This is a genomic window from Mycobacterium sp. P2_H7 (assembly GCF_056403275.1).
Genome location: NZ_JBFUFU010000011.1, coordinates 100408 through 127275, shown reverse-complemented (window position 1 = coordinate 127275; position 26868 = coordinate 100408). Strand labels below are relative to the sequence as shown.

General features: G+C 68.9%; 28 protein-coding genes. 6 read left to right on the top strand and 22 right to left on the bottom strand.

Annotation, left to right across the window (positions count from 1 at the left end):
* Positions 1–97 precede the first annotated feature (97 nt).
* Positions 98–1339 (top strand): glycosyltransferase family 4 protein, encoded by a 1242-nt coding sequence (locus AC1DY7_RS18620; RefSeq protein ID WP_477495177.1) that lies wholly within the window; start codon positions 98–100, stop codon positions 1337–1339.
* Positions 1340–1341: 2 nt separating this feature from the next.
* Here AC1DY7_RS18620 and AC1DY7_RS18615 read toward each other — a convergent pair whose 3' ends face one another.
* Positions 1342–1779, bottom strand: a complete 438-nt coding sequence (locus tag AC1DY7_RS18615) for a nuclear transport factor 2 family protein (RefSeq protein ID WP_477495176.1) — start codon at positions 1777–1779, stop codon at positions 1342–1344.
* 66 nt (positions 1780–1845) lie between these two features.
* Between AC1DY7_RS18615 and AC1DY7_RS18610 the strand changes: the two genes are divergently transcribed.
* Entirely contained in the window at positions 1846–3174 is a 1329-nt protein-coding gene (locus AC1DY7_RS18610) for an MFS transporter (protein ID WP_477495175.1), read from the top strand.
* Positions 3167–3985, top strand: a complete 819-nt coding sequence (locus AC1DY7_RS18605; RefSeq protein ID WP_477495174.1) for an ArsR/SmtB family transcription factor — start codon at positions 3167–3169, stop codon at positions 3983–3985. Before AC1DY7_RS18610 ends, AC1DY7_RS18605 begins: the two co-directional genes overlap by 8 nt.
* 13 nt (positions 3986–3998) lie before the next feature.
* On the opposite strand, the gene AC1DY7_RS18600 is transcribed toward AC1DY7_RS18605, so the two are convergent.
* A complete protein-coding gene (locus tag AC1DY7_RS18600; RefSeq protein ID WP_477495173.1) occupies positions 3999–4736 on the bottom strand; it encodes an acyltransferase in 738 nt (245 codons plus the stop codon).
* A 47-nt stretch (positions 4737–4783) separates the two neighbouring features.
* On the opposite strand from AC1DY7_RS18600, the gene AC1DY7_RS18595 reads away from it, so the two are divergent.
* The gene (locus AC1DY7_RS18595; protein ID WP_477495172.1) at positions 4784–6091 is read left to right on the top strand and encodes an outer membrane protein assembly factor BamB family protein; all 1308 of its coding nucleotides are present in this window, start codon (positions 4784–4786) and stop codon (positions 6089–6091) included.
* 1 nt (position 6092) lies between these two features.
* On the opposite strand, the gene AC1DY7_RS18590 is transcribed toward AC1DY7_RS18595, so the two are convergent.
* From AC1DY7_RS18590 to AC1DY7_RS18555, 8 genes are all read right to left on the bottom strand, one after another.
* Positions 6093–6779: an esterase gene (locus tag AC1DY7_RS18590; protein WP_477495171.1), complete on the bottom strand. Its 687-nt coding sequence runs from the start codon at positions 6777–6779 to the stop codon at positions 6093–6095.
* A gap of 62 nt (positions 6780–6841) precedes the next feature.
* Complete coding sequence (locus tag AC1DY7_RS18585) at positions 6842–8005, bottom strand: THUMP-like domain-containing protein (RefSeq protein ID WP_477495170.1); 1164 nt, start codon at positions 8003–8005, stop codon at positions 6842–6844.
* Positions 8006–8032: 27 nt separating this feature from the next.
* On the bottom strand, positions 8033–9028 hold the full coding sequence (locus AC1DY7_RS18580) for a class I SAM-dependent methyltransferase (protein ID WP_477495169.1): 996 nt from the start codon (positions 9026–9028) through the stop codon (positions 8033–8035).
* 9 nt (positions 9029–9037) lie between these two features.
* Positions 9038–9730 carry an enoyl-CoA hydratase gene (locus AC1DY7_RS18575; protein ID WP_477495168.1) on the bottom strand — a complete coding sequence of 231 codons (693 nt, stop codon included), beginning with the start codon at positions 9728–9730 and terminating at the stop codon, positions 9038–9040.
* Positions 9723–10511 carry an NUDIX hydrolase gene (locus AC1DY7_RS18570; RefSeq protein WP_477495273.1) on the bottom strand — a complete coding sequence of 263 codons (789 nt, stop codon included), beginning with the start codon at positions 10509–10511 and terminating at the stop codon, positions 9723–9725. Before AC1DY7_RS18570 ends, AC1DY7_RS18575 begins: the two co-directional genes overlap by 8 nt.
* A 35-nt stretch (positions 10512–10546) precedes the next feature.
* The gene (locus AC1DY7_RS18565; RefSeq protein WP_477495167.1) at positions 10547–11386 is read right to left on the bottom strand and encodes an ABC transporter ATP-binding protein; all 840 of its coding nucleotides are present in this window, start codon (positions 11384–11386) and stop codon (positions 10547–10549) included.
* The gene (gene yczE / locus AC1DY7_RS18560; protein WP_477495166.1) at positions 11347–12033 is read right to left on the bottom strand and encodes a membrane protein YczE; all 687 of its coding nucleotides are present in this window, start codon (positions 12031–12033) and stop codon (positions 11347–11349) included. Before yczE ends, AC1DY7_RS18565 begins: the two co-directional genes overlap by 40 nt.
* Positions 12033–12176, bottom strand: a complete 144-nt coding sequence (locus tag AC1DY7_RS18555; protein ID WP_477495165.1) for a hypothetical protein — start codon at positions 12174–12176, stop codon at positions 12033–12035. The genes yczE and AC1DY7_RS18555 overlap by 1 nt, the downstream gene beginning before the upstream one ends.
* A 63-nt stretch (positions 12177–12239) precedes the next feature.
* Between AC1DY7_RS18555 and yczR the strand changes: the two genes are divergently transcribed.
* A complete protein-coding gene (gene yczR / locus AC1DY7_RS18550; RefSeq protein ID WP_477495164.1) occupies positions 12240–13652 on the top strand; it encodes a MocR-like transcription factor YczR in 1413 nt (470 codons plus the stop codon).
* On the opposite strand, the gene AC1DY7_RS18545 is transcribed toward yczR, so the two are convergent.
* Genes AC1DY7_RS18545 through ctaD form a run of 3 tightly spaced genes read right to left on the bottom strand, consistent with a single transcriptional unit; the run spans position 13649 to position 16989 of the window.
* Complete coding sequence (locus tag AC1DY7_RS18545) at positions 13649–13963, bottom strand: hypothetical protein (RefSeq protein WP_477495163.1); 315 nt, start codon at positions 13961–13963, stop codon at positions 13649–13651. The genes yczR and AC1DY7_RS18545 overlap by 4 nt on opposite strands.
* 37 nt (positions 13964–14000) lie before the next feature.
* A complete protein-coding gene (gene serB / locus AC1DY7_RS18540; protein WP_477495162.1) occupies positions 14001–15281 on the bottom strand; it encodes a phosphoserine phosphatase SerB in 1281 nt (426 codons plus the stop codon).
* Positions 15244–16989, bottom strand: coding sequence for an aa3-type cytochrome oxidase subunit I (ctaD, locus tag AC1DY7_RS18535; RefSeq protein WP_477495272.1), 1746 nt, complete (start codon positions 16987–16989; stop codon positions 15244–15246). The genes serB and ctaD overlap by 38 nt, the downstream gene beginning before the upstream one ends.
* A gap of 138 nt (positions 16990–17127) precedes the next feature.
* On the opposite strand from ctaD, the gene AC1DY7_RS18530 reads away from it, so the two are divergent.
* Positions 17128–18201 carry an iron-siderophore ABC transporter substrate-binding protein gene (locus tag AC1DY7_RS18530; RefSeq protein ID WP_477495161.1) on the top strand — a complete coding sequence of 358 codons (1074 nt, stop codon included), beginning with the start codon at positions 17128–17130 and terminating at the stop codon, positions 18199–18201.
* Here AC1DY7_RS18530 and AC1DY7_RS18525 read toward each other — a convergent pair whose 3' ends face one another.
* The 9 genes from AC1DY7_RS18525 to AC1DY7_RS18485 are packed head-to-tail and all read right to left on the bottom strand — an operon-like array spanning position 18202 to position 26864.
* A complete protein-coding gene (locus tag AC1DY7_RS18525; RefSeq protein ID WP_477495160.1) occupies positions 18202–19239 on the bottom strand; it encodes an isopenicillin N synthase family dioxygenase in 1038 nt (345 codons plus the stop codon).
* Entirely contained in the window at positions 19236–19754 is a 519-nt protein-coding gene (locus AC1DY7_RS18520) for a hypothetical protein (RefSeq protein WP_477495159.1), read from the bottom strand. Before AC1DY7_RS18520 ends, AC1DY7_RS18525 begins: the two co-directional genes overlap by 4 nt.
* Positions 19751–20767 (bottom strand): allantoicase, encoded by a 1017-nt coding sequence (gene alc / locus AC1DY7_RS18515; RefSeq protein WP_477495158.1) that lies wholly within the window; start codon positions 20765–20767, stop codon positions 19751–19753. Before alc ends, AC1DY7_RS18520 begins: the two co-directional genes overlap by 4 nt.
* Positions 20764–21510, bottom strand: a complete 747-nt coding sequence (locus AC1DY7_RS18510) for an aspartate/glutamate racemase family protein (protein WP_477495157.1) — start codon at positions 21508–21510, stop codon at positions 20764–20766. The genes alc and AC1DY7_RS18510 overlap by 4 nt, the downstream gene beginning before the upstream one ends.
* Positions 21507–22805 carry an allantoinase AllB gene (gene allB, locus AC1DY7_RS18505; RefSeq protein ID WP_477495271.1) on the bottom strand — a complete coding sequence of 433 codons (1299 nt, stop codon included), beginning with the start codon at positions 22803–22805 and terminating at the stop codon, positions 21507–21509. Before allB ends, AC1DY7_RS18510 begins: the two co-directional genes overlap by 4 nt.
* A complete protein-coding gene (locus tag AC1DY7_RS18500; protein WP_477495156.1) occupies positions 22805–23641 on the bottom strand; it encodes an N-acyl homoserine lactonase family protein in 837 nt (278 codons plus the stop codon). Before AC1DY7_RS18500 ends, allB begins: the two co-directional genes overlap by 1 nt.
* Positions 23641–25221: an ABC transporter substrate-binding protein gene (locus AC1DY7_RS18495; RefSeq protein ID WP_477495155.1), complete on the bottom strand. Its 1581-nt coding sequence runs from the start codon at positions 25219–25221 to the stop codon at positions 23641–23643. Before AC1DY7_RS18495 ends, AC1DY7_RS18500 begins: the two co-directional genes overlap by 1 nt.
* Positions 25218–25859: a cysteine hydrolase family protein gene (locus AC1DY7_RS18490; RefSeq protein ID WP_477495154.1), complete on the bottom strand. Its 642-nt coding sequence runs from the start codon at positions 25857–25859 to the stop codon at positions 25218–25220. The genes AC1DY7_RS18495 and AC1DY7_RS18490 overlap by 4 nt, the downstream gene beginning before the upstream one ends.
* Entirely contained in the window at positions 25860–26864 is a 1005-nt protein-coding gene (locus AC1DY7_RS18485; RefSeq protein ID WP_477495153.1) for an ABC transporter permease, read from the bottom strand.
* Between the last annotated feature and the right edge of the window lie 4 nt (positions 26865–26868).

The following is a 26868-nucleotide window of genomic DNA, read 5'->3' as shown; positions in this document are numbered from 1 at the left end:
CCAACCCCCTTTCCGCGAGCGTGCGCGTCTGCGCACCGACACGCTGTGAATACCGTGCATTCTGCGCACGCTCACCCCTCGCCGAAGGCGCTCCCGCATGAAGATTCTGATGGTGTCGTGGGAGTACCCGCCGGTGGTGGTCGGCGGCCTCGGCCGGCATGTACACCACCTGGCCACCGCCCTGGTCGACGCCGGCCACGAGGTGGTCGTGCTGTGCCGTCGACCCACGGGCACCGACCCGAGCACGCATCCGTCCACCGACGAGGTGAGCGAGGGCGTGCGGGTGGTCGCCGCCGCCGAGGATCCACACGAATTCGACTTCGGCACCGACATGATGGCCTGGGTGCTGGCGATGGGTCACGCGATGACCCGCGCCGGGCTGGCCTTCGGCACCCGGGGTGAACGCACCTGGTACCCCGACGTCGTACACGCCCATGACTGGCTGGTGGCTCACCCGGCCATCGCGCTGGCCGAATTCTTCGACGTCCCTTTGGTTTCCACCATCCACGCAACAGAGGCCGGCCGCCACTCGGGCTGGGTGTCGGGCGCGATCAGCCGCCAGGTGCACGCCGCCGAGTCGTGGCTGGTCCGCGAATCCGATTCGCTCATCACCTGTTCGGCGTCCATGGGCGAGGAGATCGTCGAGCTGTTCGGCCCCGGATTGGGCGAGACGCGGGTGATCCGCAACGGGATCGATGCGGCCGCATGGCCGTTCGCCAAGCGCACCGCGCACGACGGTCCGCCCCGGTTGCTGTTCCTCGGCCGACTGGAGTACGAGAAGGGCGTGCAGGACGCCATCGCCGCGCTGCCGCGGATCCGGCGTACCCACCCCGGCACCACACTGATCGTCGCCGGCGACGGCACGCAGCGGGAGTGGCTCGGCGAGCAGGCCCGCAAGCACAAGGTGGTCAAGGCCGTCGAGTTCGTCGGGCGCCTGGACCACGCCGAACTGGTGCAGATGCTGCACACCGTCGACGCGGCCGTATTACCCAGTCACTACGAGCCTTTCGGCATCGTCGCCCTGGAAGCCGCGGCCACCGGCACTCCCCTGGTGACCTCGAATGTCGGTGGACTCGGCGAAGCCGTCATCAACGGCGAGACCGGGGTGTCCTTCCCGCCGCACAACGTCGCCCACCTGGCTGCAGCCGTGCGCACCGTGCTCGACGATCCCGCGGCCGCCCAGCAGCGCGCCGTGGCCGCACGCGAGCGGCTCAACCACGATTTCGACTGGCACACCGTCGCCGCCGAAACCGCGCAGGTCTACCTTGCCGCCAAACGCGGTGAGCGTGAACCACTTCCCCGTCGGCGCATCGTCGAGCACGCCCTACCTGATCGCTGAAGTCACAGCCCTTTCGCCCACGCCCACGCCGACAACCGCCAGTCCACGTCGATCTTGCGAAGCGCCACGGTAAACAGCGAGTCGGCCTGAGTCACCGCCCGGCCGGCCATGTCGAACGTCAAGGTCGCCGGGACGACGACATACGCGAAGTCGCCGTTCACCCGGACATGACGCGGTTCGTCCAACGCGATGTGGAGGCCCGAAACCCCGGCGCTCTCGCCCGCCGCGAGCACGTCATTCCACCAGTCGTCGTTGGCAGTCGGTCCCTGCCATACGTGCGGCGCACCGACGTCGAGGATCTGCATCGGGTCTGCGCACAGTGCTGCCATGGCGTCGCCGTCGCCCGCGTTCATAGCCTCGATGTACCGGCGTACCACCGCTATCGGATCTGAAGAAGTAGGCACTGCACATCCCCCGTCGCTGGTGAGCACATCCAGCATGCGTTCCCGGCACGGCCGGTTCAAGGTTCGGCCGGGACCGAATCATTCCGGCCATAGCGTCGCGGTATGCGCTCCACCTACACACTCATCGCCGCTTACCTCGGCCTGTTCGTAGGGCTGGTCGACAGCAACGCGGTCAATCTGGCGCTGCCCGCCCTGCGCACCGAGTTCGGGGGCGGGGTGTCCGCCGCGCAATGGGCCGCCGACGCCTACAACGTCGCTTTCGCCGCGGTGTTGCTGACCGCGGGGGCGGCCGGGGACCGCTTCGGCCGCCGCAGGCTCCTGCGACTGGGCCTGGGGATCTTCGCGGCGGCGTCACTGGGCTGCGCGCTGGCGCCGAGCCTGGATGCGCTGCTGGCGGCGCGGGTTGTGCAGGGTGTGGCCGCGGGCGTCATGCTGCCGCAGGGGCTGGCCATCGCCGCGGCCGCCTTCCCCGATGCCGCAGGCCGAGCCAGGGCCACCGCGGCCTGGGCGATGGCGGCGGCCTCCAGCGCCGCGCTCGGTCCGGTGATCGGCGGTCTGCTGACCGACACGCTCGGCTGGCGCTACATCTTCTGGCTCAACGTGCCGGTCTGCCTGGCCGCGCTGGCCATGTCGTACCGCTTCCTCCCCGAATCCCGTGATCCGGATGCCCACCGGACCGACATCCCGGGACAACTGTTGGCCATGGCGAGCCTGGCCACCCTGACCCTGCTGTTGGTGGAGGGCCGTGCGCTGGGTGCGCTCAAGGCCGGGCCGCTCCTCGTGCTGCTCACGGTCACCGCAGCCGTCTTCGTCTGGTGGCAGCGCCGCGCCCCCGAACCGACGATCCCGGCCGATCTGACCCACAACCGGCAGCTCGGCGTCGGCCTCGCCGCCACGTTCGCGATGACCTTCGGGGTGTACGCCCTGATGTGGTTGAACAGCCTGGGGTTCCAGCAGCAGCGCGGCGCCAGCGCGATCGCCACCGCCCTGTGGTTCCTGCCGCTGCCCCTCGCGTATCTCGTGCTCATCCCCGTGGTCACCCGCGTCGCACGCCGGACCGGACCCCGGCTCCCGATGACCGTCGGACTGAGCTTGATGGGCGCGGGCATCCTGGCCTATGCCGCCGTCGGCCCCGAGGCCGACATCCGGGTCATCACAGCCATTTTCGTCATCGTCGGGGCCGGGCTGGCGTTCAACACCGGACCGGCGGTGACGATGGTCCTCTCCGCGGTCCCGGTGCACCGCGCCGGGCTGGCGTCCGGTTTGGCCAACCTGGCCCGGCTGATCGGTGTCACGATGGGTATCGCGGTGGTGGGCACCGTGCTCGCCGTCGCAGGGATGCGCACCGCACTGCTCGCCGGTGGCATCGTCGAGATCGCGGGCGCCGTCGTCGCCTACAGCCCACGTGTCAAGGAGGTGTGCCATGCGTGACGTGGCCGAACTGCCCACCCACGGCGATGCCGACATCGCCAGCGTCGCCGCCCTGCTGGCCGACCCGGCGCGGTGCAAGGTGCTGCTGGCCCTCGACGACGGCCGCGCGCTGCCCGCCAGCGTGCTCGCCACCGAGGCCGGGATCGCCCGGTCCACCGCGAGCGGGCACCTGACCAAACTGACCGACGCCGGCCTGCTCACAGTGCGGACCCACGGCAGGCACCGCTACTACCGGTTGGCGGGACCGGAGGTCGCTGCCCTGCTGGAACAGCTGGGCCGTCTGGCCCCCGCACAGCCCGTGCGGTCCCTGCGAGAGGGCACCCGGGCGGCCCGATTGCGTTCCGCGCGCACGTGTTACGACCATCTGGCCGGCCGCCTCGGCGTCGCCGTCATGGGCAGCCTGCTGGACCGCGACGTGCTCGCCGGTGGCGATGGCTGCTACCGGCCGGACCGCGACCACCACGACGCGCTGAGCCAACCCGGCCACGACATCCACTACGAGCTCAGCCCGCCGGGGCGGGCCGTCCTCGACGATATCGGGATCGAAATACCAACCGGATCAAGGACTCTCGTCGGGTACTGCGTCGACTGGACCGAACAGCGCCATCACCTGTCGGGCGCACTCGGCCGGGCCGTGCTGGACCGATTCGTGTCGGCGGCCTGGATCAAACGCGCCACCACCGGACGTGCGGTGCTCGTCACCGATCGCGGCCAGGCGGCGCTGGCCGAGCATTTCGGCATCGACTGGAGTCAGCGCGCCGACACGACGGATTGTGGCGCGGGAAGCCCCGAAACACCCAAGAAACCGTAGTTTCGGCGCGGATCTAGCGAGCGGCTTTCTTGCGCTCGATATCGGCGAGCGCCGCGGCCAGTTCGGCCCGGTCGTCGGCCGACGCATCCCACGCCACCTTGCGGTTCTTGACCACCTTGGCCGGCGCGCCGACGGCGATGGAGAAGTCCGGGATGTCGCCCTTGACCACGGCGTGCGCGCCCAGCACGCAGCCGCGCCCGATCGACGTCCCGCGCAGGATGGTCACCTTCGCGGCCACCCAGGTGTCGGGCCCGATCCGCAACGGGCTCTTGATGATGCCCTGGTCCTTGATCGGCAGCTCGAGGCTGTCCATCTTGTGGTCGAAGTCGCAGACGTAGCACCAGTCGGCCATCAGCACCGAGTCGCCGAGCTCGATGTCCAGGTAGGTGTTGATGACGTTGTCGCGGCCCAGCACCACTTTGTCGCCGATGCGCAGCGACCCTTCGTGACACCGGATGGTGTTCTTGTCCCCGATGTGCACCCACCGGCCGATCTCCATGGTGGACAGTTCCGGGGTGGCCTGAATCTCCACACCCTTGCCCAGGAACACCATGCCGCGGGTGATGATGTGCGGGTTGGCGAGCTTGAACTTCAGCAGCCGGAAATAGCGCACCAGGTACCACGGGGTGTAGGCCTTGTTCTTCAGCACCCAGCGCAGTGAATCAACGGTCAGGAATTGGGCCTGACGCGGATCACGCAGCCGCGAACCACGCCACCTCTTGTGAAGGGGCGCGCCCCACATCGTCGTCATGGCCGGTCAGCCTATCCGAGGGTGGCACGGGCTAGTCTCGGACCTCGATGCCTGCTTCCACGACGTTGCCTGCTTCCACTACGGCGATACGCCGGTTCGCTGCTGTGCTGGGCGCCGCGGCGCTGACCGTGACCGCCTGCGGGAACACCGACTCCTGGGTGGACGCACACGCCACTCAGGGGTGGTCGGCCCAGTACGCCGACGCCGCCAACAGCAGCTACAGCCCGGTCGGCGGCGCCGGTGACCTGAAGCTGGAGTGGACCCGGGCGGTCAAGGGCACCCTGGGCGCGCAGGTGGCGCTCGGCAACGGTGGCTACCTGGCCGCCAACGCCCAGACCGCGGACGGCTGCTCGCTGATGCTGTGGGAGAGCGCCAACAACGGGCGTCAGCGGTGGTGCACCCGGCTGTGGCAGGGCGGCGGCATCTCCAGCCCGCTGATGGACGGTTTCGACAACCTCTACATCGGTCAGCCCGGCGGCATCATGTCCTTCCCGCCCACCCAGTGGATCCGCTGGCGCCAGCCCGTCATCGGAATGCCGACCACGCCGCGGCTGCTGAACCCGGGACAACTTCTGGTGGTCACCCATCTCGGGCAGGTGCTGGTGTTCGATGCGCAGCGCGGCACCGTGATCGGCACACCACTGGATCTGGTGGAGGGTGTCGATCCCACCGATGCGCAACGCGGGCTGCCGGACTGCCCGCAGGGCCGGCGCGGCTGCCCGGTGGCGGCGGCGCCCGCGTTCTCGGCGGCCACCGGCATCATCGTGACCACCTTGTGGGAACCGCAGGCTCAGGCCCCGGTCCTGGTGGGGCTGCGCTACACCCCGGACCAGACGCCGATGGTGACCCGTGAATGGACGAGCACCGCGGTGGGCGGCGGACCGATCGCGGGCGCGGTGCTCTCGGACGACGGCCGCACCGCCTACGTCAACGGCCGCGACCGCAGGCTGTGGGCGGTCAACACCGCCGACGGCACCGCGAAATGGTCGGTGCCCCTGGACTATCAACCGCAGACACCGCCGTCGGTGTCTCCGCAGGGCGTCATCGTGGCCGGCGGCGGGCCGGGCGCGAAACTCGTCGGAGTGACCACCGAGGGCAAGATCGCCTGGACCCGCACGGACACCGAGCCGCTGTCGACGTCGAGTCAGGCCGGCGAGCATGTCGGCTACACGGTGGCCCGCGACGGGGCGAACGGGTTGGCGCTGCTGGCATTCGACCCCACCGACGGGCACACGCTGAACAGCTATGCCCTGCCGGAGGCGACGGGAGCCCCGGTCGGTGTCTCCATCGGCCACGACCGCCGCGTGGTCACGGCGACCAGCGACGGCCAGGTGTACGGCTTCGCGCCGGCCTGAGTCAGGCGATCATCGCGTCGATGGGCCCGCGCGGCACCGACACCTGAACGGCTCCGGCGGATTCGGGCAGCAACTCGCCCTGACCGAAGAAGAAGATCAGCGCGTCGTCGGTGATCGCGAAATTCTGGTAGTTCGCCGGGTCCAGACCGGCCAGCGGTGACACCGGATCGGGCAGTCCCGACTGCTTGGTGAGCTCGGCCTGCACGACCGGGAAGACCACCGGCAGCGGCAAGGTGCCTGCCCGGAACAACGTGTCGAACGTGATCGGCTTGCGGTTGGCGCGGTCCCAGTTGAACGCCTTGTAGAAGGTCTGCGGGTGCGCCCCGCCGATGTTCTGATAGGTGGTGAACACCACCGTCTGCGTGCCGCGCGGGGGCTCCGCCGAGCTGTACTGGGTTGTGGTGGTGTCCAACTCGTAAGGCATGCCGCGCGAATCGGGCGTCTTGGCCACGTTGATGAAACCGTCCCGGGTCTGCTTCACGTAGTCGAAGACGGCGTTCTGGTCCGGGTAGTCGGTCGGGAAGTTGATGTTGAGCGTGTAGGCCGGATCGTTCGCCTGGATGACGCAGGCGGACCCGGCACCGGCCGTCCCGCCGACATCCGAACATTTGGGCGGGTTGGCGACCGCCACCCCCGCCCCCGCCGAGCCCAGCAGCACAAGCGATACAGCCAGCGTGAGAGCGCGCATCGGGTGAATCCTCCGGGTCCAGGGACGGCATCGGCGCCGACGCCGCAAGGGTACAGGTGGCGCTATCGCGACGGCCGACAAATGAACGCCACCGCGCGACTTGCCGCGCCCGTGCCGATCCGGGTGATGACCACACTGAGTTGCGCCGCGCCCCGCGGTTTCAGCCGCTTGCGCAACGCATCCGGGTCGACATCCAGCCCGCGCACCAGGATTTCGACCGCGCCCGCGTCGCGCGCGGCGAGTTCGCGGCGCAGTACCTTCACGTCGAAGCCGATCTCGGCGAGTACCTCGAAACCCCGCACGCCGTCCGGCAATTCGTCCCCCGACAGGTAGGCGATATCGGGGTCGAGCTGCCACAGTGCGTACCGCGTTCCGTACTGACGCACCAGTCCGGCCCGCACCACGGCGCCGTCGGGGTCGACGATCCAGCGGCCCACGGGGGCCACCCGGCACTCGTCGGGATCGGCGTCGGTGACCTCCTCACCCCGGTCGAGCAGGGTCGCCCGGCGCCCGGCCGTCGCCAGGCCCGGGGACCACAGGCACGCTTCGCGCACACTGCCACCCAGCGAGGTCACCTCGATCTCGCCGCGGAACCCGAGCTCGTCGAGCTGGCCGAAATCCACACCGGGGGCGCATTTCACCACCAGGTCGCGGTCGCGGTACGCGTCCAGCAACAGGTCCAGTGCCGGGGTGTAGTCGCGCGGGTCGAACCGCCGCCGGCCCGCGCTGCGCCGGGCCGGGTCGGCCACGACGACGGTGTCGCGGCTGACCGGGACCAGCGCGTCGGCCCGGCACAGGTCCACTCCCCCAACGTTGTTGCGGGCCATGGCAAGCCGGACGGGGTCCAGATCACTGCCCAGCACCAGGGCGGCGGTGTGCCGCAGGGCGGCCAGTTCCGCGCCGACCGAGCAGGTCACGTCGTGCACGCGCGCCCCGGCCAGCCGCCGGGCCCGGTTCCCCGCCACCGGCTCGGCGGTGCACTGTTGCAGAGCGTCGTCGGTGAACAGCCACGCCGATGGGTCGGCGAACTTGGCCGCGGCGCGCCGGCGCAGCAGCACCGTCTCCACCAGCAGGGCCGTCCGGTCACCGAAACGTGTTCGCACCGACGCGATGTCGGAGACCCTGGTGGCGTCGGTCAGCCGGTATCCCGCGACGTCGGCCAGTGCCGCGCGACCCTCATTGCTGCGCAGGTACCCGACATCGCCGAGCCCAAACTGGACAGCCACCTCGGGTCGCTTCGCTCCTGCCCGCCGTCAGGACGGCTTGACCCCGGTGACCATCACGTTGTAGAACCAGCCCTTGGGCACCACCCGACGCCACACGTTGGCGTCCACCCAACTCAGCGACGTCCAGCTGTTGAACGCGAATTTGGCCCAGCCCCAACCCAATCGGCCCGGGGGCACCGAAGCTTCGAAGGTGCGGATCGGCCAGCCGAGCATGGCGGCGGTGAATTCCTCGCTGGCCGTGGCGACCTCGACGGCACCGGCATTGGTGGCCATCCGTTCCAGGTCCGACGGCTCGAACGTGTGCAGGTCCACCACGGCTTCCAGCGCCGCGGCGCGCGAGGACTCGTCGAGCTCGGCCTGCGGGCGGCGCCAGTTCTCCAGCCCGGGCAGCTTGGTGACCCGGGTGGACACCTGCCAGGTCAGGTTCGACAGGTGGCGCGCGTAGACGTTGCCCTTGCTCGTCGGCTCACCGGCGAACACGAACCGGCCGCCGGGCTTGAGCACGCGCACCACCTCGCGCAGCGACAGCTCCACATCGGGGATGTGGTGCAGCACGGCGTGGCCGACCACCAGATCGAAGGTGTTGTCCTCATACGGGATGCCTTCGGCGTCGGCGACCTTGCCGTCGATGTCCAGGCCGAGGCCCTGGCCGTTGCGGGTGGCGACCTTGACCATGCCCGGGGACAGGTCGGTCACCGAGCCGCGCCGGGCGACGCCGGCCTGGATCAGGTTCAGCAGGAAGAACCCGGTGCCGCAGCCCAGCTCGAGGGCGCGGTCGTAGGGCAGCTCGCGCTGCACCTCGTCGGGGACGATGCCGTCGAACCGGCCGCGGGCGTAGTCGACGCAACGCTGGTCATACGAGATGGACCACTTGTCGTCGTACGTCTCGGCTTCCCAGTCGTGGTACAGCACCTGCGCCAGCTTGGTGTCCTTCAGCGCGGCTTCGACCTGTTCGGCCGTGGCGTGCGGGTTGGGGGCAGGCGCACCGGCGTCGGTGGCCTGGGTGTGGTCCGTGCTCGTCATATGGGCAGCCTAACTGCCGGTGAACGTCCGGAAGACTTCGACGTAGTGCCGTACCCCGTCACCTGCGTCGTCGATCATTCCCTTGGCTGCCGCGAGCACATGTGGGGGCGCCTCCAGGAAGCGCCGCGCGCGGGCCAGCGCGGCGTCGTAGACACCGTCCGGGGCCACCATCTCGTCGATGAGCCCGAGTTCCAGCGCTTCCTCGGCGCCGACGAACCGGCCGCTGAACACCAGGTCCTTGGCGCGGCTGACCCCGACCGCGTGGACCAGGCCGGCGGTGCCCGCGGCGGGCAGCAGCCCGGCCAGCGACTCGGTGGCGCCGAACTTCACGTTGTCGCCCGACACCCGCCAGTCGGCGGCCAACGCCAATGCCAGCCCGGCGCCCAGCGCATAGCCGGTGACGGCGGTGATCGTCGGCTTCGGGATGCCGGCGACGGTGGCCACGGCGGCGCGGCACGCTGCGGTGACGCTCTCGGCGTCGCTGGGGTGCAGCTTGCGCAGTTCAGGCACGTCGTCGCCCACGCAGAACACCTCGTGGCCGCCGAACAGGATGACGGCGGCAACGTCCGGATGCGCACCGAGTTCCACCGCCGCCTCGCCGATCTCGCGGTACACCTGCCTGGTCAGCGCGTTGCCGGGCGGCCGGGACAGCACCAGGGTACCGATACCGTCGGCCACCGCGGTGGTGACGAATTCACTCACGCCCGTAACCCTGCGGTGCGCGCCGATTGCGGGCCTCGTTGTAGCGGGCGCCGTCGAAGAACTCGATGTCCCAGTCGCCGGTCCCCTTGTCGGCCGACAGGCTGGGCTCCATCGCGACGATCTTGCGTTCGGTGGCCAGCACGTCGGTCACGGTGCGCCCGTTGAGCGAATCGAGCTGCGACCAGGTCGGCGGCAGCAGGAACGAACGGCCCTCGGCGAACTCGTCGAGGGCGGCCTGCGGAGTGGACCAGAACGCGCGGTCACTCTCGGTGTTCTCGCCGTCGGCGCGCTGACCCTGCGGAATCGCGCCGACGAAGAAGTACGTGTCGTAGCGGCGGGTGCGCTCCTCTTTCGGGGTGACCCAGTTGGCCCACGGCCGCAGCAGATCGGCACGCAGTACCAGCTTCTCGGCCCGCAGGAAGTCCGCGAAGGACAGCGAGTTGTCGGCCAGTGCCGCCCGCTGCTCGCGGTACACCGATGCATCGTCGACGAGGATGTCCGAGTCGTCCGCCGCGCCGGCGAACAACACCCCGGACTCCTCGAACGTTTCGCGGGCCGCCGCGCACACCAGCGCCTCCGCGAGGTCGACGTCGACGTTCAGCCGATCGGCCCACCAGGACGGTTCGGGGCCGTACCAGGCGATGTCCTTCTCGGTCCGGTCGCGCTCGTCGACGCCACCGCCGGGGAAGACCATCACGCCCGCGACGAAGTCCATCGCCGAGTGCCTGCGCATCAGGAAGATCTCCAGCGACTCGGGTGTGCCATGGTCACGCAGCAGCATCACCGTGGAGGCCGGCCTGGGAATCAACGGGTCGGTCACGCGCGCCTCCTGTGTGCCGCACGGCTGCGGACGCGCCGTGCGAAATAACGTCCGTCGACCATCTCCAGGGCGATCGACTGCCCGAAGGCCGTGGACAGGTTCTCCGATGTCAGCACATCGGTGAGCAGACCGGAGGCGACCGGGACGCCCTCGGACAGCAGCAGGCAGTGGCTGAAGCCGGGCGGGATCTCCTCGACGTGGTGGGTGACCAGCACGATCGCCGGGGCGTCCGGATCGGCGGCCAGATCGGCCAGCCGGGCCACCAACTCCTCACGGCCACCCAGGTCCAGACCGGCCGCGGGCTCGTCGAGCAGCAGCAGTTCGGGGTCGGTCATCAACGACCGCGCGATGAGGACGCGTTTGCGTTCGCCCTCGGACAGGGTGCCGTAGGTGCGTTCCGCCAGGTGCTCGGCGCCGACGCTCTCCAGCATGTCGACGGCCTGCTCGTAGTCGACGTCTTCGTAGGATTCGCGCCACCGGCCCAGAACGGCGTAGCCGGCCGAGATCACCAGATCGCGGACCACCTCTTCGTCGGGGACGCGCTGGCTCAGCGCGGAGCTGGACAGCCCGACACGGCTGCGCAGTTCGGCCATATCGGTGCGGCCGAGCCGCTCGCCGAGCACGAATGCGGTTCCCGACGACGGGTGGTCGACGGCGGCGGCGATGCGCAGCAGCGAGGTCTTGCCCGCCCCGTTGGGCCCGATCACCACCCAGCGTTCGTCGAGTTCGACGGCCCAGTCCAGCGGTCCGACCAGCGTCTTTCCGCCGCGCCGCAGACTGACCCTGGCGAAATCGATCAGCAGGTCGGGATCGGCTTCACGTTCGCTGTCGGGCACTCGCCCATCGTAGTGTCGGGCCCCTGCCCGGCTCGGGAGCGCCCCGCGGCCCCGAAATCGTGGAACAGCAGCCGTCTGGGCATGATCCGCAGGATCAACTGGACCAACGGGCCGATTCCGAACGCGTACACCAGGGTTCCGACGCCGACGGTGCCGCCGAGCGCCCAACCGACCGCTAGCACTCCTGCCTCGATCGAGGTGCGAACCAGCCGCACCGACCACCCGGTGCGGGCGACCAGCCCGGTCATCAGGCCGTCCCGCGGGCCGGGACCCAGCCCGGCCCCGATGTAGAGCACCGTGCTGATGGCGTTGAGCAGCACCGCGCCCAGCATCAGGGCGATGCGCGCGGGCAACGATTGCGGGGCGCTCAGGAACACCAGGCCCGCGTCGACGGTCACGGCGATGACGATGACGTTGGCGACGGTGCCGATGCCCGGCTTGTTGCGCAGCGGGATCCAGGCCAGCAGGACGGCGACGCCGACCACCGCGGAGGCGAGACCGATGGTCATCGGGGTGTGCCGGGTGAGGCCCTGATGGAAGACGTCCCACGGGTCCAGGCCCAGGCCGGCGCGGACCATCATGGCCATCGACAGGCCGTATCCGATGAGCCCAAACAGCAGCAGGGACGCCCGGCTGAGCGTCCGCATCACGAGTGGTCCGGGAAACGAGCCCGGATGGCGTCGAGCTCGTTGCGCACCCGGCGGGCGTCGGTGTCGTTGCGTGTCACGCGGTTGTACGGCCCGGAGCGCGGATACTTCGAGGCCAGTCGAGATAGCCAGTTCTTCGTCATGGTTCCAGTTTCCGACCGGATTGGCTTGCCATTCAATAGCCAGTTCGGCGATACTGGCATCAAATGTTGACGACACTGGCTCGTGAATTGGGAAACTGGCGCACTTCCAGCGCCAGTGGACCGGCGTACTCCGGACTGGCCGACGCCATCCGGCTACTGATCGTCGACGGCCGCGTGCCGGTCGGATCCCGGCTGCCCAGCGAACGCGCCCTCGCCGACGAGCTGCGGGTCTCACGCACCACCGTCACCGCGGCGTTCACTGCGCTGCGCGAGGACGGGTACCTGCAGGCCCGCCGTGGTGCGCGCAGCACCGCCGCCCTGCCACTGCGGCCGCAGGTGGTCGCCGAACCCGCATCCGCCACCACCGTCAGCTTGGCCGCCGCGGCGATGTCGGCACCCAGCGGTCCGGTGCTGGAGGCGTTCGCCGCCGCCACCCGCGACATCACCCCGTATCTCGGCGAAACCGGGCTCGACCCGACGGGAGTGTGCACCCTGCGCACCGCCGTCGCCCGGCGGTACACCGAACGCGGTCTGCCCACCGATCCCAGCCAGATCATGATCACCAGCGGTGCGCAGCACGCCATCGCACTGATCCTGGCGGCGTTCACCGAACCCGGAGACCGTGTGCTCGTCGAGCAGCCGACGTATCACGGTGCGCTGTCGGCCATTTCGACTGCGGGGGCCCGTGCCGTCCCCGTCCCACTCACCGATGACGGCTGGGAACTGGACGCGGTGCATGCGGCCATCCGCCAGCTGTCGCCCAGCCTGGCCTACCTGATTCCGGACAATCACAACCCGACCGGGTTCACCATGCCCGCCGATCAGCGAATTCAGTTGGGCCGCATCATCTCCGAGTCTCGAACCCGGACCGTCATCGACGAGTCGATCATGGACATGTGGATCCACGAAGCACCGCCGGCACCACTGGCCGCCACGGTGGCGCGCCGCGATCTGGTGCTCACTGTCGGGTCGATGTCGAAATCGTTCTGGGGTGGACTGCGCGTCGGCTGGATCCGGGCCGAACGCAGCACCCTGGCGACCATCGCGGCCATCAGGCCGTCGCTGGATCTCGGTACCCCGATACTCGAACAGCTCACGGCGGCAAGACTTCTCGAACAGCGCGAAGAGGTTTTGGCCGAACGCCGGCAGTTGCTGCGCACCCGCCGGGCCTACCTGCTGGATCTGCTGGCGCGCCGGTTGCCCGACTGGCGGCCCGGCCCAGGGCCGAACGGGATCTCGCTGTGGGTCAAACTGCCCGCGCCGATGAGCACGGCGCTGTCGGCGTCGGCCTCACGGTTGGGGCTGGATCTGCCTGCCGGCCCGCGATTCGGCGTGGACGGCACCCTGGAACGATTCGTCCGGGTGCCCTATGCCCTGCCCGAACCCGCCCTCGACGAAGCCGTCGACCTGCTGGTGCGGGCCTGGGGTTCGATCACCGGTGCCGTCGAACCGGAGGCACACGCGTTGGTGGTCTAGCCGCCCTGGCTCTGCTGCAGCGCGATGCACTTGCCGTAGTTCTCCGGCGTGCACGGGATACCGGCGACCGTGGAGTAGCCGTTGCCCGGCAGGTAGTTGGTCAGGGGCGGCCGTGCGTCGGGAGGTGACACGACGGCGTTTCCGCTGGTGCTGCTGCCCTTGCCGGCTCCGGCGACGCACACGCCCTCGAAGTGGCTGGGCCGGGTGCCCCACGGGCAGTCGGCCGAGGCCGGTGCGGCCAACACGATCGCTCCCCCGGAGATCGCAGCGGCGCATGCACCCAGAAGTATCGTCCGTTTCACCAGCAACATGCCTCCACTGTAAACGTGCGAGGCCGTCAGGGCCGCACTAGTCGGGGATATCGACCCGGCGCACGGTGCCGTCGGCCGCGTCGGCGGCTTCGATCTCGCCGCGCGTCACTCCGAGGATGAACAGCACCGTGTCCAGATATGGGTGGCTCAGCGACGCGTCGGCGACCTCGCGCAACGCGGGTTTGGCATTGAACGCCACCCCGAGCCCGGCCGCCGACAGCATGTCGATGTCGTTGGCGCCGTCCCCGACGGCGACCGTCTGTTCCATCGGGACACCGGCCTGCTGGGCGAAGTCGCGCAGGGCTTTGGCCTTGCCGGGCCGGTCCACGACCGGGCCGATGACGCGCCCGGTCAGCGTGCCGTCGATGATCTCCAGTTCGTTGGCGGCCACGTAGTCCAGCATCAGTTCGTGGGCCAGCGGGTCGATCACCTGCCGGAAACCACCCGAGACGACCCCGCAGTGGAAACCGAGCCGGCGCAGCGTGCGGATCGTGGTGCGGGCGCCCGGGGTCAGCTCGAGTTCGTCGGCGACGTCGTCGACCACCTCGGCGGGCAGGCCGGCCAGGGTGGCGACCCGCTCCCGCAGCGACTCCTCGAAATCCAGCTCGCCCCGCATGGCGGCCTCGGTGATGGCCGCGACCTTGGCCTCGGCCTCGGTGCCGGCGCGTGCGGCCAGCATCTCGATGACCTCGCCCTGGATCAGGGTCGAGTCGACGTCGAAGACGATGAGCCGTTTCGCCCGCCGGGACAGGCTGTAGTCCTCCAGCGCGATGTCGATACCCAACTCGACGGCGACCCGCGCCATGGCGGCCTGCAACTGGCCGTAGACACCGCCCGCGGGCACGGACACCCGCAGTTCCAAACCGGTCACCGGGTAGTCCGACACACCCCGGATGGTGTCGATGTTGACGTCGAGTTCGGCGGCCTCGCGGGCCACCACCCCGAACGCCTCGGCGGTGATCGGGCGGCCCAGCACCACGATGGTGTGGGTGGAAGGCTCACGCATCACCGGAAGGTCTGCGCTGCCCTCGATGGTGACGTCGAGTCCCACGCCGTGGATGGCGGTCCGGACGTCGTCGGCGAACACTTCCCCGTCGGCCACCTCGGCGGGTGCCGAGATCAGCACCCCGAGGGTGAGCCGACCCCGGACGACCACCTGCTCCACGTTGAGCAACTCGACGTGGTGCCGTGAGAGCACTTCGAAGAGCGCCGACGTGACGCCGGGTTGGTCGAGTCCGGTGACGGTGATCAGTACCGACACCTTGGAATCACTCACCGAATCAGGTGCGGACGTTTTCGCCGTCGAGCCGGGTGACATCGCCGTCGGCAGGGCCGTGGGCGCGACCGATGTGCGCCTCGGCCCGCATCCGCTCGACCATGTGCGGGTAGTGCAGCTCGAACGCCGGGCGCTCCGAACGGATCCGGGGCAGCTCGGTGAAGTTGTGCCGCGGGGGCGGGCAGGACGTCGCCCACTCCAGCGAGTTGCCATAACCCCACGGATCGTCGACCATGACCGGTTCGCCGAAGCGCCAGCTCTTGAAGACGTTCCACACGAACGGCAGCGTCGAGATGCCCAGGATGAACGCTCCGATCGTGGAGACCACGTTCAGCGTGGTGAATCCGTCGGTGGGCAGGTAGTCCGCGTAGCGGCGCGGCATGCCCTCATCGCCCAGCCAGTGCTGCACCAGGAAGGTGGTGTGGAAGCCGATGAAGGTCAGCCAGAAGTGCAGCTTGCCCAGACGCTCGTCGAGCAGGCGGCCCGTCATCTTCGGGAACCAGAAGTAGATGCCCGCGTAGGTGGCGAACACGATGGTGCCGAAGAGCACGTAGTGGAAGTGCGCGATGACGAAATAGCTGTCGGTGACGTGGAAGTCGATCGGCGGGCTGGCCAGCAGCACACCCGACAGACCACCGAGCAGGAAGGTGATCAGGAAGCCGACCGAGAACAGCATCGGTGTCTCGAAGGTCAACTGCCCCTTCCACATCGTGCCGATCCAGTTGAAGAACTTGATACCGGTCGGCACCGCGATCAGGAATGTCATGAAGCTGAAGAACGGCAGCAGCACGGCGCCGGTGGCGTACATGTGGTGCGCCCACACCGCGACCGACAGCGCCGCGATACCCAGCGTCGCGTAGATCAGGGTGGTGTAACCGAAGATCGGCTTGCGGCTGAAGACCGGGAAGATCTCCGAGACGATGCCGAAGAACGGCAGCGCGATGATGTACACCTCGGGGTGTCCGAAGAACCAGAACAGGTGCTGCCACAGCAACACACCGCCGTTGGCCGGGTCGTAGACGTGGGCGCCGAGGTGCCGGTCAGCCGCAAGGCCGAACAGTGCGGCGGTCAGCAGCGGGAAGGCCAGCAGCACCAGGATCGAGGTCACCAGGATGTTCCAGGTGAAGATCGGCATCCGGAACATCGTCATGCCGGGGGCGCGCATGCAGACCACGGTGGTGACCATGTTGACGCCACCGAGGATGGTGCCCAGACCACCGACGGCCAGACCCATGATCCAGAGGTCGCCACCGGCGCCCGGGGAGTGGATCGCGTCGGTCAGCGGCGAGTAGGCGGTCCAACCGAAGTCGGCGGCGCCGCCGGGGGTGATGAAGCCGGCGATGGCGATCAGCGCGCCGAACAGGAACAGCCAGAACGAGAAGGCGTTCAGCCGCGGGAACGCGACGTCAGGGGCGCCGATCTGCAGCGGCAGCACCAGGTTGGCGAAGCCGAACACGATCGGGGTCGCGTAGAACAGCAGCATCACCGTGCCGTGCATGGTGAACAACTGGTTGAACTGCTCGTTGGACAGGAACTGCAGGCCCGGCAACGCAAGCTCGGTACGCATCAGCAGCGCCATCAGGCCGCCGATGAAGAAGAAGATGAAGCAGACGACGCAGTACATGATGCCGATCAGCTTGTGATCGGTCGTCGTGATCAGCTTGTAGATCAGGCTGCCTTTGGGGCCCATCCGCTGCGGGAACGGCCGCCGTGCCTCGAGTTCTCCGATTGGGGGCGCTTCGGCTACCAACAGATCCTCCATAAAAAGTCGACGGGTCATCCCGGCACTGTCTGTTCGTGATCTTATCCCCCATCACCGCCCACGGCGGCATGGGTCCTACAAACCGTCGTAGTTTCGCGTCGGCCGGTGGATGTTACCGTCGGCGACGTGCTGTTTCCCACCGCGCGCATCGCCAGGGCCGCCGCTGTCACGACGATCATTTCGGCACTTTCACTGCCCGTGCTGGCCGGTTGCGGCGGTCAGGAGCAGGGCGCGCCGACCCCCGCCGCGGGGGCACCCGTCACGAGCACCACGCGGATCGCCAGCGCCGGCGTATTGGGTAATCAGCGCCGTCCCGACGACTCCTGCGCGCCCGACTCCGGTCCGGCGGACCCGGCCCCGCGTGCGGTGCGCAATGCGCCCGCCGACGGTGTGCCGGCGACCACCGAGGTCGGTGGCGATCCGCAGCGCATCGTGGCGTTGTCCGGCGACCAGCTCGACGCGTTGTGCGCGCTGGGTCTGCAGCGCCGGGTCGTCGGCACGACGCAGCCCCAACCCTCGTATCTGGGCGCCGCGATCCACGACGTGCCCGGCGTCGGTGACACGACGTCACCGGACCCCGAAGCCGTCGGCCGGGGCACCCCCGATCTGATCCTCGGCTCGTCGGTGCTGACACCGACGGACTTCGGCGCCCTGGCCCAGATCGCACCGACCGTCTTCACCGGGGCGTCCGGGGCGGGCTGGCAGGACACCCTGCGTGCGGTCGCCGCGGCGGTCGGGCGGCCCGAGGCGGCGGTCCGGATCATCGACGGTTTCGACGCCGATGCCCGCAAGACCGGGCAGCAGAACGACGCGCCGCACTACCAGGCCTCCGTGGTGCAGTTCACCGAGAACACCGTCCGGGTCTACGGTGCGGACAACTTCCCCGCCAGCGTGCTGCGCACGGTCGGCGTCGATCGCCCTGCCGCCCAACGGTTCACCGACAAGCCGTATCTCGAACTGGCGCCCGACGCGGACCTCTCCGCCGCGGACGGCGACATCGTGTACCTGTCGTTCGACTCCCCCGCCGCCAAGGCGCACGCGGCGGCCGTGCTGGACAGCCCGGCCTGGCGCAAGCTCTCCGCGAACCGGGACAACCGGGTGTTCATCGTCAACAACGAGATCTGGCAGACCGGTCGCGGTGTGGTCGCCGCCCGCGGCATGCTCGACGACCTCCGGACGCTCAACGCACCGATCAACTGACTATTCGGCACCTTGTAACGCCTGCTGACCGAACTGGCCCAGTCCCAGCGAGCCCTCCGGCAGCACCAGTTCACCGGCCTCGATCCGCCGACGCAGGTAGGCGAACGTCTGCGCGGTCTGCGCGAACAGGTGCTCACCGGCCCGTAACGTGGGGCGCGACTTGGCATCTGGCGTCGCGAACTGCGGGAGCGGTTTGACCTCGGTGTCGTAGTCGACGTTGAAGAACAACGGGAACGAGTACCGCTCCTCGGCCACCTTGCGGACCCGATGGCTGGTGGCCACGAACGCGCCGTTCGTCCACAGTTCCAACAGGTCACCGACATTGACCACGAAAGCCCCGTCGACCGGCGGGACGTCGATCCAATCGCCTGCCCCGTTCATCACCTCCAATCCGGGTGCGGTCGGCTTGAGCAGGGTGAAGCACTCGTAGTCGGTGTGGGCGCCGATCCCCAAGCTGTCCTGGGCATCCGGGTTGTGCGGATAGTGGATCAGCCGTAGCTGGCTGGGGGTCTTGGTGGCATGCCGGGAGAACACATCGGGATCCTCGCCGAGTGCGACGGCGAACGCCCACAGCAGCCGTTGCCCCACCGCCAGCAGAGCCTGGTAGTAGGCGGTCACCGCCTCGGCGAAACCCGGGAGGTCCGGCCACGTGTTGGGGCCCAGCATCGGGTTTCCCGCCAGGTAATCCGGATCATCGGCGGGCAGGTCCAGGGCGGTGTCGAAAGCCTCCTTCTGGTCGGGCGTGATGCCGTCCGGGCCTTCCTCCCCGACGGGCACATATCCGCGGTGGCAGCGCGACAGTCCGATGTAGTTGCGCATCTTCTCCTCCACCGGCAGCGCGAAGAAGTCCTTGACCGCGGCCAGCATCGTCGCGAACAGGGACTCGTCGATGCCCGTACCGCTGATGTAGAAGAAGCCGACGTTGGCGGCCGCGCGGCCGATCTCCGCTGCCACCCGGTCCTGCTCGGCTTGCTCGGGTGCGTACAACCCGCTGATGTCGATGACGGGCACCGACGTGAATGACGTGACGCCACTCATGTAGTCACATTCCCTTCCGATTGATCCACCGTCCAGCGCACGCCGTTGGCCTGGATTTCGTTGCCGGAGATGATGATTCCGAGTGCCTGGTATTCGGCGCCACCGGCGGACCCGATCAGCACCTGCGCTCCGTCGGCCCAGCCGAACAGCGCGCCGGCCCGTACCAGCAGTGCGGGTTCGCCGCCCGGCCCGGACAGGAACAGTGCTCCGGTGGCGGCAGTCGTATCGGGTTCGCGGACCCAATGCTCGACGTAGTCCTCGTGCACGCCGGTCTCGATGAGTACGTCGCCGTCCCAGCTCATGACACCGGCGTCCGGGAAGGGCCCCGGGGGTTGCACATTCACGGTGCGGTGCCATTCGAAGACGTCACCGGTCTGCGACAGCGTGCCCGCGAAGCCGCGGGAGTCGACGTAGGCCGTCCGGCCCTGCAGCCACTGCACGCCGGGTTCGTCGTCACGGCTGCCGTCCGCCTCGATCAGCAAGGTACGGCGCCACAGCCCTGCGTAGTCGATCATCGCGACGACTCCGCCCACCGGTGGTGCAGGGTCTGCAGCCCGTCGGCGGTGGGCACGCCGAGCGCACGCACCCTGGCGATTCCGCCGTCCGGATAGGCCTGCACCCGCAGTGCCGTCACGCCGGGCACGTCGACGGCGAACACCTGGCGCGCATCGGGCAGGAGCCTGGTACGCGCCAGCACCGGGATGTCGAAAGCCACCAGCCCCCAGCCGTGTTCGCGATCGGGTTCGCAGCGGGTGCCCAGCACCGACACCTCGGCACTCGCGTTGAACACGTAGTAGGAGGTGTCGATCTCGATCCGGCGCAGGTCGGCGGGCACCGCGAACGAGACGATCACCGCATCATGGGTCTCGGGGCCGACATCGCGGCGCCTGCGGGTCTCCCAACCGTCGCCCATGTTGTGCGGCCGGTTCGGCGCGATCAGGGGCGTGGCGCTGGAATAGAAACTGTCACTGCACCATTCGACGCGCCCACCCTGCTCGAGGCCGGACACCTCGACGGTGACACCGGTCCACAGCACCGGGTCGGGCACCACCTCACCCAACGCGCGCAGCCGCGCGACGCCGCCGTCGGATTGCAGCCGCAGCCGCAGGTGGGTCCACCGTCGGCGGTCCGCCACGGTCAGCAGATTGTGCGAATCAGCCTTCAGCACAGTCATTTCCACCACCGGCGTCCAGGTCACGCCCCCGCCGCACGGATCCTCGGTGCGCTCCAGAGCACACACGTCCACGGCGCACGCGGTGGGGTGATTTCCGGAGAAGAACCGCGTGTCGACGTCGATGGTGTGCAACCGCCCCGGTGCACCCAACCGGATGATCGCCCAGTCCCCGTCGGGGCCTGCGTGGCGCTTGGTCTCCCAGCCGTCGACGACTTCACCGCGCAGGTCATAGACCCCGGGCACGAAAGCCGGTTCGGACGGGTCGACGAGTCGTTCCTTGAATCCGAAGGATTCGTCGCTGGCTGCGACCACGCTGCCGCCGACGATGCGCGAGGCCAGATCGACGTCGGTCACAGGCCCAACCCCGTCGAGAGCGGCCAGTGGCTGCGTGGGTTGTCCGGTCCGGGGGCATAGACCCCGGACTTGCTGGTGGACAGGCCCATCCCGACGATGGCCTGCGCCAGCGCGACCGCGGCGGCCACGCCGTCCACGGCCGGTACGCCGAGCTTGGCGGAGATGGCCGCCGTCACCCCGGCCATGCCCGCACAGCCCAGGCAGATCACGTCCGCCCCGTCCTCGGCGATCGCGCGGGCCGCCTCGTCGACGATGGCCTGCACCGCACCCGCGGGGTCCGCGTCCACCTCGGCCGTGCCCAGGCCGCAGGCGCGTACGGAGGCGCAATGGGCGTTCAGCCCGGCCAGCAGCAGCCTGTCTTCGATCGGCGGGATGGACCGCGCCAGGGTGGTGATCACCGAGAAGCGGCGCCCGATCAGATGTGCCACGTGCGCGGCGCATTCGGCGATGTCGAACACGGGCACCGACAACATCTCGGCCAGCGCATCGCGGCCGTGTTCGCCGAACCCGGCCAGCACCACCGCGTCGAAATCGAACGATCCGTCCCGCGTCAGCCGGGCAACCACATCCATCACCCCGACGGCGGAGAGGTAGCTCTCCGCCGCGGAATCGATGGCCTCCGCACCGAAACTCGGTGACAGGGCGACGATCTCGGTGTCCGGCCGAGCCGCCTCCCGGGCGGCTGCCGCGATCTCGGCGGTCATCGCCGCCGACGTGTTGGGATTGAGCACCAGGATTCTCATACCGGCTCCCCTATCCGTTCCAGGGCCGGGGTACCGGCCACCCAGGTCTGCCATACCGCACCCCGCAGGCTGACACCGTCGTACGGGCTGACGGGGTGCCGGTGCCGCAGCGTTGCCGCACGCACCGTCTCGTCGGCGTCGGGATCGAAGGCGCACAGGTCGGCCCGCAACCCCACCGCGATCCTGCCGCGGTCGGTATAGCCGGCCAGCGCGGCGGGCCGTTCCGACATCCACCGGCTCAGGTCCGCGGGCCCGAAGCCACGCCGAACGGCTTGGGTCCACACCGCGCGCGGCCCGAGTTGCAGTGAGCTGACGCCGCCGAACGCCCGGCCGAAGTCGCCGCCCGCCTTGTCCTGCGGAGTGCACGGGGAATGGTCGGACACCACCAGGTCCAGGGTGCCATCCGCCAGCGCCGGCCACAGCAGCTCGCGGTTGGCACTGCCGCGGATCGGCGGGCAGGCCGCGAACTCTGTGCCGCCCACCGGGATGGTCTCGGCGTCGAAAGTCAGGTAGTGCGGGCAGGTTTCGGCCGTCACCGCCAGTCCTTCGGCTTTGGCCGCGGCCAGCAGGGGCAACACACGCGCGCTGGAGACGTGCACGATGTGCGCCCGCGCCCCGGTCGCTCGGGCGGTGTCGATGACGAGGCTGACTGCATCCTCCTCGGCGGAGTCGGGGCGCGATGCCAGAAACGACCGGTAGTCATCGCCGGCCGGGTGTGGGCTGGCGTCGATCACCGCGTGGCTTTCGGCGTGCACCAGCAGGGGGGCATCCACGTCGGCGACGCGAGCCATCGCGTCGTGGAACTGCGCGGGGCTCAGGTGCGGGAAGTTGGGGTTGCCCGAGTCGGCCAGAAAACACTTGAAGCCGCGCACCCCGGCGTCCGCCAGGGCGGGGACGTCCGCCAGATTGCCCGGGACGATGCCGCCCCAGTACCCGACGTCGACGTGGCATTTGCCCTCTGCCGCAGCCTTTTTGACCTGCAGCGCGGCGACGCTGGTGGTCACCGGGTCGGAGTCCAGCGGCATGTCCACCAGCGTGGTGATGCCGCCCGCGGCCGCGGCCGCCGTGGCCGTCGCGAACCCTTCCCAGTCGGTGCCCGGATCATTGACGTGCACGTGGGTGTCGATGAATCCCGGCAGCAACACCACCTCGCCGGGCAGCCGGATATCGTGCGCCGCCGGGCAATCGGCGTCGACGGCACCGACGAAGGACACCAGTCCCCCGTCGATGCCGATCGACGCCGGGACCAGGTGCCCGTCGATGAGAACCCGGTCCGCGCGTAGGACGCCGTCCATCACGACGGGACCGGCCCGAACCTGTCGTGGAAATGCTGGGTGAGTTCCGGCCACACGTGCGGGTCGTGACCGGGAATCAGCTGGTAGCCCTTGTCGGCGGCGAGCCGCTTGAGCCTGCGGATCGGTTCGACGGTGTCCTGCGGATCCACATCGATGAAGCCGCCGATGGCCAGCTCGTGCTCGATGTTCTCGGTCAGATCGGCGGCGTCGAAGGCAAATACGAAGCCGTCACCACCCACCGACTCGTCCAACTCCACCACGAAGCTCTGGTGCCCCGGGGTGTGCCCATAGGTGGGCACGGCCGTGATCCCCGGGGCGATCTCGGCTTCCCCGTCGGCCAGATGCCACTCGATGTTGGGATCGTCGAAGTCCACCCGCACGATCGCATTGCGTTCGGGTTCAGGATGATTCGACAGCCCGTACTCGAGTTCGCGGCGCTGGGCGTGTACCGGGACCTTGCCCGCGAACAACTTCAGGCCGCCGGCGTGGTCATGGTGCAGGTGGCTGACGGCGACGGTGTGGATGGCGTCGAAGTCCACCCCCACCTCGGCGAGGCGCTGTTCGATCGGCTCGCCGGGGCCGGGTAGCACCGGCCGGTACTCGACGGTCGGGAAGAACCGCCGGTACAGCGCCGGGTCCCGGACCAGGGCGGTGTTGAACCCGGTGTCCAACAACACCCAGCCGCCGTCGGTCTGCAACAGCACACCGGGCACGGGTTCGCGCATCCGTTCCTCGGGCGGCGCCCCGTAGACCGACACCGACTTCGGCAGTTCCTCCCAGCCGAGCGTCAGCAGGATGATCCGCCGCACTCCGCTCTTGCGGACCAGCGTGGCCATCAGCCCGCCGACAGCGCCGCCAGGCGCAGCGAGTTCGGGTTGGTCACCACGTGTGCCTGCTCGACGCCCTTGAGCCAGGGCTGGGCCACCATGAAGTCGTCGACGTCGGCGACGTTGAGCCAGCATCCCGTCTTGACCGCTTCTTCACCGGCGGTGGAGAAGTCGGCGTCCGAGTCGGCGGGCAGGCCCTTGGCCAGCGCCGCGGTGACCGGCGGTGCCGAGCAGCCGAAGAAGTTCAGGCCGCCGTCGGCGTCCCAGGAGATGTGCCCCCAGGTGTAGGGCGACGGCGCGTCCGGCCAGCCCACATAGGTCATGATCTCCGGCGCGGATTGACCGTCGCTCCCGACCCAGCCGTAGATCTCCGACGTCGGGTAGGCCTGCACCTTGGCGTTCAAACCGGCTGCGGCCAGCTGGGTCTGGATCAGGTTGCTGATCAACTGGTTGTCCGGGTTGCTGGAGTCATACCCGATGGTGACGGCCTTCTGGTCGGCGGGCAGCCCGCCGGCGATCCCGCTCAGCACCGACGGGTCGTGCGGCACGGTCTGCTTGCCGAATTCGGCGGCCATCATGTTCGGCGGGTAGATCTGTTCGGCCTTCTTGCCGCGCCCGAAGTAGGTCTGCTTGACCAGTTCGTCGACGTCGATGGCCTGCAGCACCGCGGTGCGGTTCTTGGCGTCGGTCATCATGCCCTTGCGCGGGTTGATGTACACGTAGTTGGCCATCATCGACGGAAGCGAGTAATTCGCGAACGCTTTGTTGTCCAGGTAGGACTGCACGGCCGAGGACGGCAGGTCGTGCAGGATCGCGGCGATCTGCCCGTTGTTGAACTGCAGCTGCTGGGCAGAGACATCGGTGACGACCGGCAGCTCGACCTTCTCGAAATAGGGCTTGGTGCCCCAGTAGTCGCCGAATGCGGTGAGCTCGTACTTCGAGCCCACCTCGGCGGCGGTCAGCGTGAACGGGCCGGTGCCCAGGTCGTGATTGGTCAGGTAGCCCTGCGCGTTGTCGGTGCCGGCGTTCTTCGTCAGGCCTTCGGGGCTGAGCATCCGCGGGCCGTACGGGCAGGCCAGGTAATCCAGGAATGCCGAGTTCGGCGCCTTGAGCGTGACCGTCACCCCGTAATCACCTTGGGTGGAGACCGATTCGACGTCGGCGACCATGTAGGCCGGGCCCTGATTGACGGCGGCCCGCCGGTCGAAGGACGCCTTGACCGCCGCCGAGGTGAACGGCGTCCCGTCGTGGAACTTGACGCCCTCCCGCAGCTTGAACGTGAACACCTTGTTGTCCGGTGAGGCCGTCCATTCGGTGGCCAGCAACGGTTCCAGTTCCGGCTTCTCGGTGCCCGCCTTGTACTGCAGCAGACCCTCATAGGTGTTGGTCGTCAGCAGCAGGCCCTGCCCGGCGTAGTAGATGTCCGGGTCCGGCGGCTGGCCCGGGTCCTGCAGGAACGACAGGTGCAGCACCTTGTCGGTCGGCGCGGCGTTCGGGGTGCTGCCGCCACCGGAGTTCGAACCGCCACAGGCGGTCACGGTCAGGGCCACGGCAGCGCCGACGGCCACGAGCGTGMGCAGTTTCTTCATCGGGCGGCTCCTTCGAGGACGGGGGTGGAGATGTCTGAAAACGCTGTGAGGATTTCCTCGGTGGTCCGCATCGCGCCGGACTGCAGGTACTCCATGGCGTCGAGCGCCGCGTCGTGCCGGTACTCCGAGGAGCCCCCGACGCAGTCGGTGACGACGCGGACGTAGAAGTCACGCTGGTGCGCGTCGGCGAAGGTGTAGTGCACGCAGACGTCGGTGAGACCGCCGATGAGGATCAGGGTGTCGGCCTTCAGACCGGACAGCACGATCTCGAATTCGGTGCCGATGAAACCCGAGTAACGCCGCTTGACGATGTGGAACTCGTGGTTGGGCCCGTCGAAGTGGGGTTGCAGTTCGGGGTGCAGCGGGGTGCCCGGCCTGCCATCGATGCAGTGCGGGCCCTCGACACCGTCGAGTTCGCGCCCGAAGTCGATGCCGTTGGCGCGGTGCACTTCCTGGAAGAACACCACGGGGATGCCTGCGGCGCGGGCAGCGGCGAGCAACTGCTGGGCACGGCCGATCCGGTCGGCGTATCCGGCCATGTGCGGGATGCCCACCTCCTCGACCGGCATGTCACCGGACTCCTGCATGTCGACCACGACAAGCACGGGGTTGCCCACGATGAGTGGCTGTTTCGGCACCTAACCTCCTATGACTGCGATGCGGGGATCTGCGGCGGCCTGGAGCAGGTCCACGGCCGTGTTGATGAAGACGTACAGCGCGCCGAGCATCAGCGTGACGCCGGCGATCGCCGGGAAGTCCGCGACGGGGATGCTCTGGGCGATGTACTGGCCGATTCCGGGCCAGCCGAACACCTGCTCGACCACGAGCACGCCCGAGAACATCAGGCCGACTTGAAGTCCCGTCATGGACAGGGCCGCGCCGATGGAGTTGCGTAACACGTGCTTGGCCATGATCCGGCTCTCGGAGAGGCCTTTGGCCCGGGCCGTGCGCGCGTAGTCACTGTCGATGTCGGTCATCAGACTGCTGCGCAATACCCGCCCGATCGCCACCGCCGGCCCGATCGCGATGACGAACGCGGGCAGGATCAGGTGGTGCAGCGCGTCGGCGAACACGTCGAACCGGGCGTGCAACAGGCCGTCGACGGTGAGCAGCCCGGTGGGGCCGTCGGGCGCATTCGGCACGGCGATCCGTCCGTTGGCGGGCACCCAGCCCAGGGTCTGGTAGAAGACGATCAGCCCGAGGATGCCGAGCAGGAACATCGGGGCAGAGGACCCGGTGAACAACACCGCCCGCAGCACGCCGGCACCGCGCCACTTCAGCGTGGTGCTGAAGGCCAGCAGCACGGCGAGCACGATGGCGATCGCCAGCCCGCACATCGCGAGCTCCAGGGTCGCCGGGAAGAAGGAACCTAGATCGGACATCACCGCGTGCCGGGTGCGGTAGGAGGTGCCCAGGTCGCCGGTGACGGCACCGGACAGGTAGTGCCAGAACTGCACGAGGACAGGGTCGTTGAGCCCGAGGGCCTCCCGGCGGGCGGCGACGGCCTGCGCGGAGGCCTGTGCGCCGAGCTGCGCCTTGACCGGATCCAACGGCGATATGTTCTGCAACACGAACAGCACCGCGGTCAGCGCCACCAGGATGGCTGCCATCGCGCCCAGTCGGGACGCCACGAACGTCTTCATCGTG

Coding starts and splice junctions, on each gene's coding strand:
- AC1DY7_RS18620 (WP_477495177.1), top strand. CDS start 98: ATGAAGATTCTGATGGTGTCGTGGGAGTACCCGCCGGTGGTGGTCGGC.
- AC1DY7_RS18615 (WP_477495176.1), bottom strand. CDS start 1,779: ATGCTGGATGTGCTCACCAGCGACGGGGGATGTGCAGTGCCTACTTCT.
- AC1DY7_RS18610 (WP_477495175.1), top strand. CDS start 1,846: ATGCGCTCCACCTACACACTCATCGCCGCTTACCTCGGCCTGTTCGTA.
- AC1DY7_RS18605 (WP_477495174.1), top strand. CDS start 3,167: ATGCGTGACGTGGCCGAACTGCCCACCCACGGCGATGCCGACATCGCC.
- AC1DY7_RS18600 (WP_477495173.1), bottom strand. CDS start 4,736: ATGACGACGATGTGGGGCGCGCCCCTTCACAAGAGGTGGCGTGGTTCG.
- AC1DY7_RS18595 (WP_477495172.1), top strand. CDS start 4,784: ATGCCTGCTTCCACGACGTTGCCTGCTTCCACTACGGCGATACGCCGG.
- AC1DY7_RS18590 (WP_477495171.1), bottom strand. CDS start 6,779: ATGCGCGCTCTCACGCTGGCTGTATCGCTTGTGCTGCTGGGCTCGGCG.
- AC1DY7_RS18580 (WP_477495169.1), bottom strand. CDS start 9,028: ATGACGAGCACGGACCACACCCAGGCCACCGACGCCGGTGCGCCTGCC.
- AC1DY7_RS18570 (WP_477495273.1), bottom strand. CDS start 10,511: ATGCTGCTGCGTGACCATGGCACACCCGAGTCGCTGGAGATCTTCCTG.
- yczE (WP_477495166.1), bottom strand. CDS start 12,033: ATGCGGACGCTCAGCCGGGCGTCCCTGCTGCTGTTTGGGCTCATCGGA.
- AC1DY7_RS18555 (WP_477495165.1), bottom strand. CDS start 12,176: ATGACGAAGAACTGGCTATCTCGACTGGCCTCGAAGTATCCGCGCTCC.
- yczR (WP_477495164.1), top strand. CDS start 12,240: ATGTTGACGACACTGGCTCGTGAATTGGGAAACTGGCGCACTTCCAGC.
- AC1DY7_RS18545 (WP_477495163.1), bottom strand. CDS start 13,963: ATGTTGCTGGTGAAACGGACGATACTTCTGGGTGCATGCGCCGCTGCG.
- serB (WP_477495162.1), bottom strand. CDS start 15,281: ATGTCACCCGGCTCGACGGCGAAAACGTCCGCACCTGATTCGGTGAGT.
- AC1DY7_RS18525 (WP_477495160.1), bottom strand. CDS start 19,239: ATGAGTGGCGTCACGTCATTCACGTCGGTGCCCGTCATCGACATCAGC.
- AC1DY7_RS18520 (WP_477495159.1), bottom strand. CDS start 19,754: ATGATCGACTACGCAGGGCTGTGGCGCCGTACCTTGCTGATCGAGGCG.
- AC1DY7_RS18510 (WP_477495157.1), bottom strand. CDS start 21,510: ATGAGAATCCTGGTGCTCAATCCCAACACGTCGGCGGCGATGACCGCC.
- allB (WP_477495271.1), bottom strand. CDS start 22,805: ATGGACGGCGTCCTACGCGCGGACCGGGTTCTCATCGACGGGCACCTG.
- AC1DY7_RS18500 (WP_477495156.1), bottom strand. CDS start 23,641: ATGGCCACGCTGGTCCGCAAGAGCGGAGTGCGGCGGATCATCCTGCTG.
- AC1DY7_RS18485 (WP_477495153.1), bottom strand. CDS start 26,864: ATGAAGACGTTCGTGGCGTCCCGACTGGGCGCGATGGCAGCCATCCTG.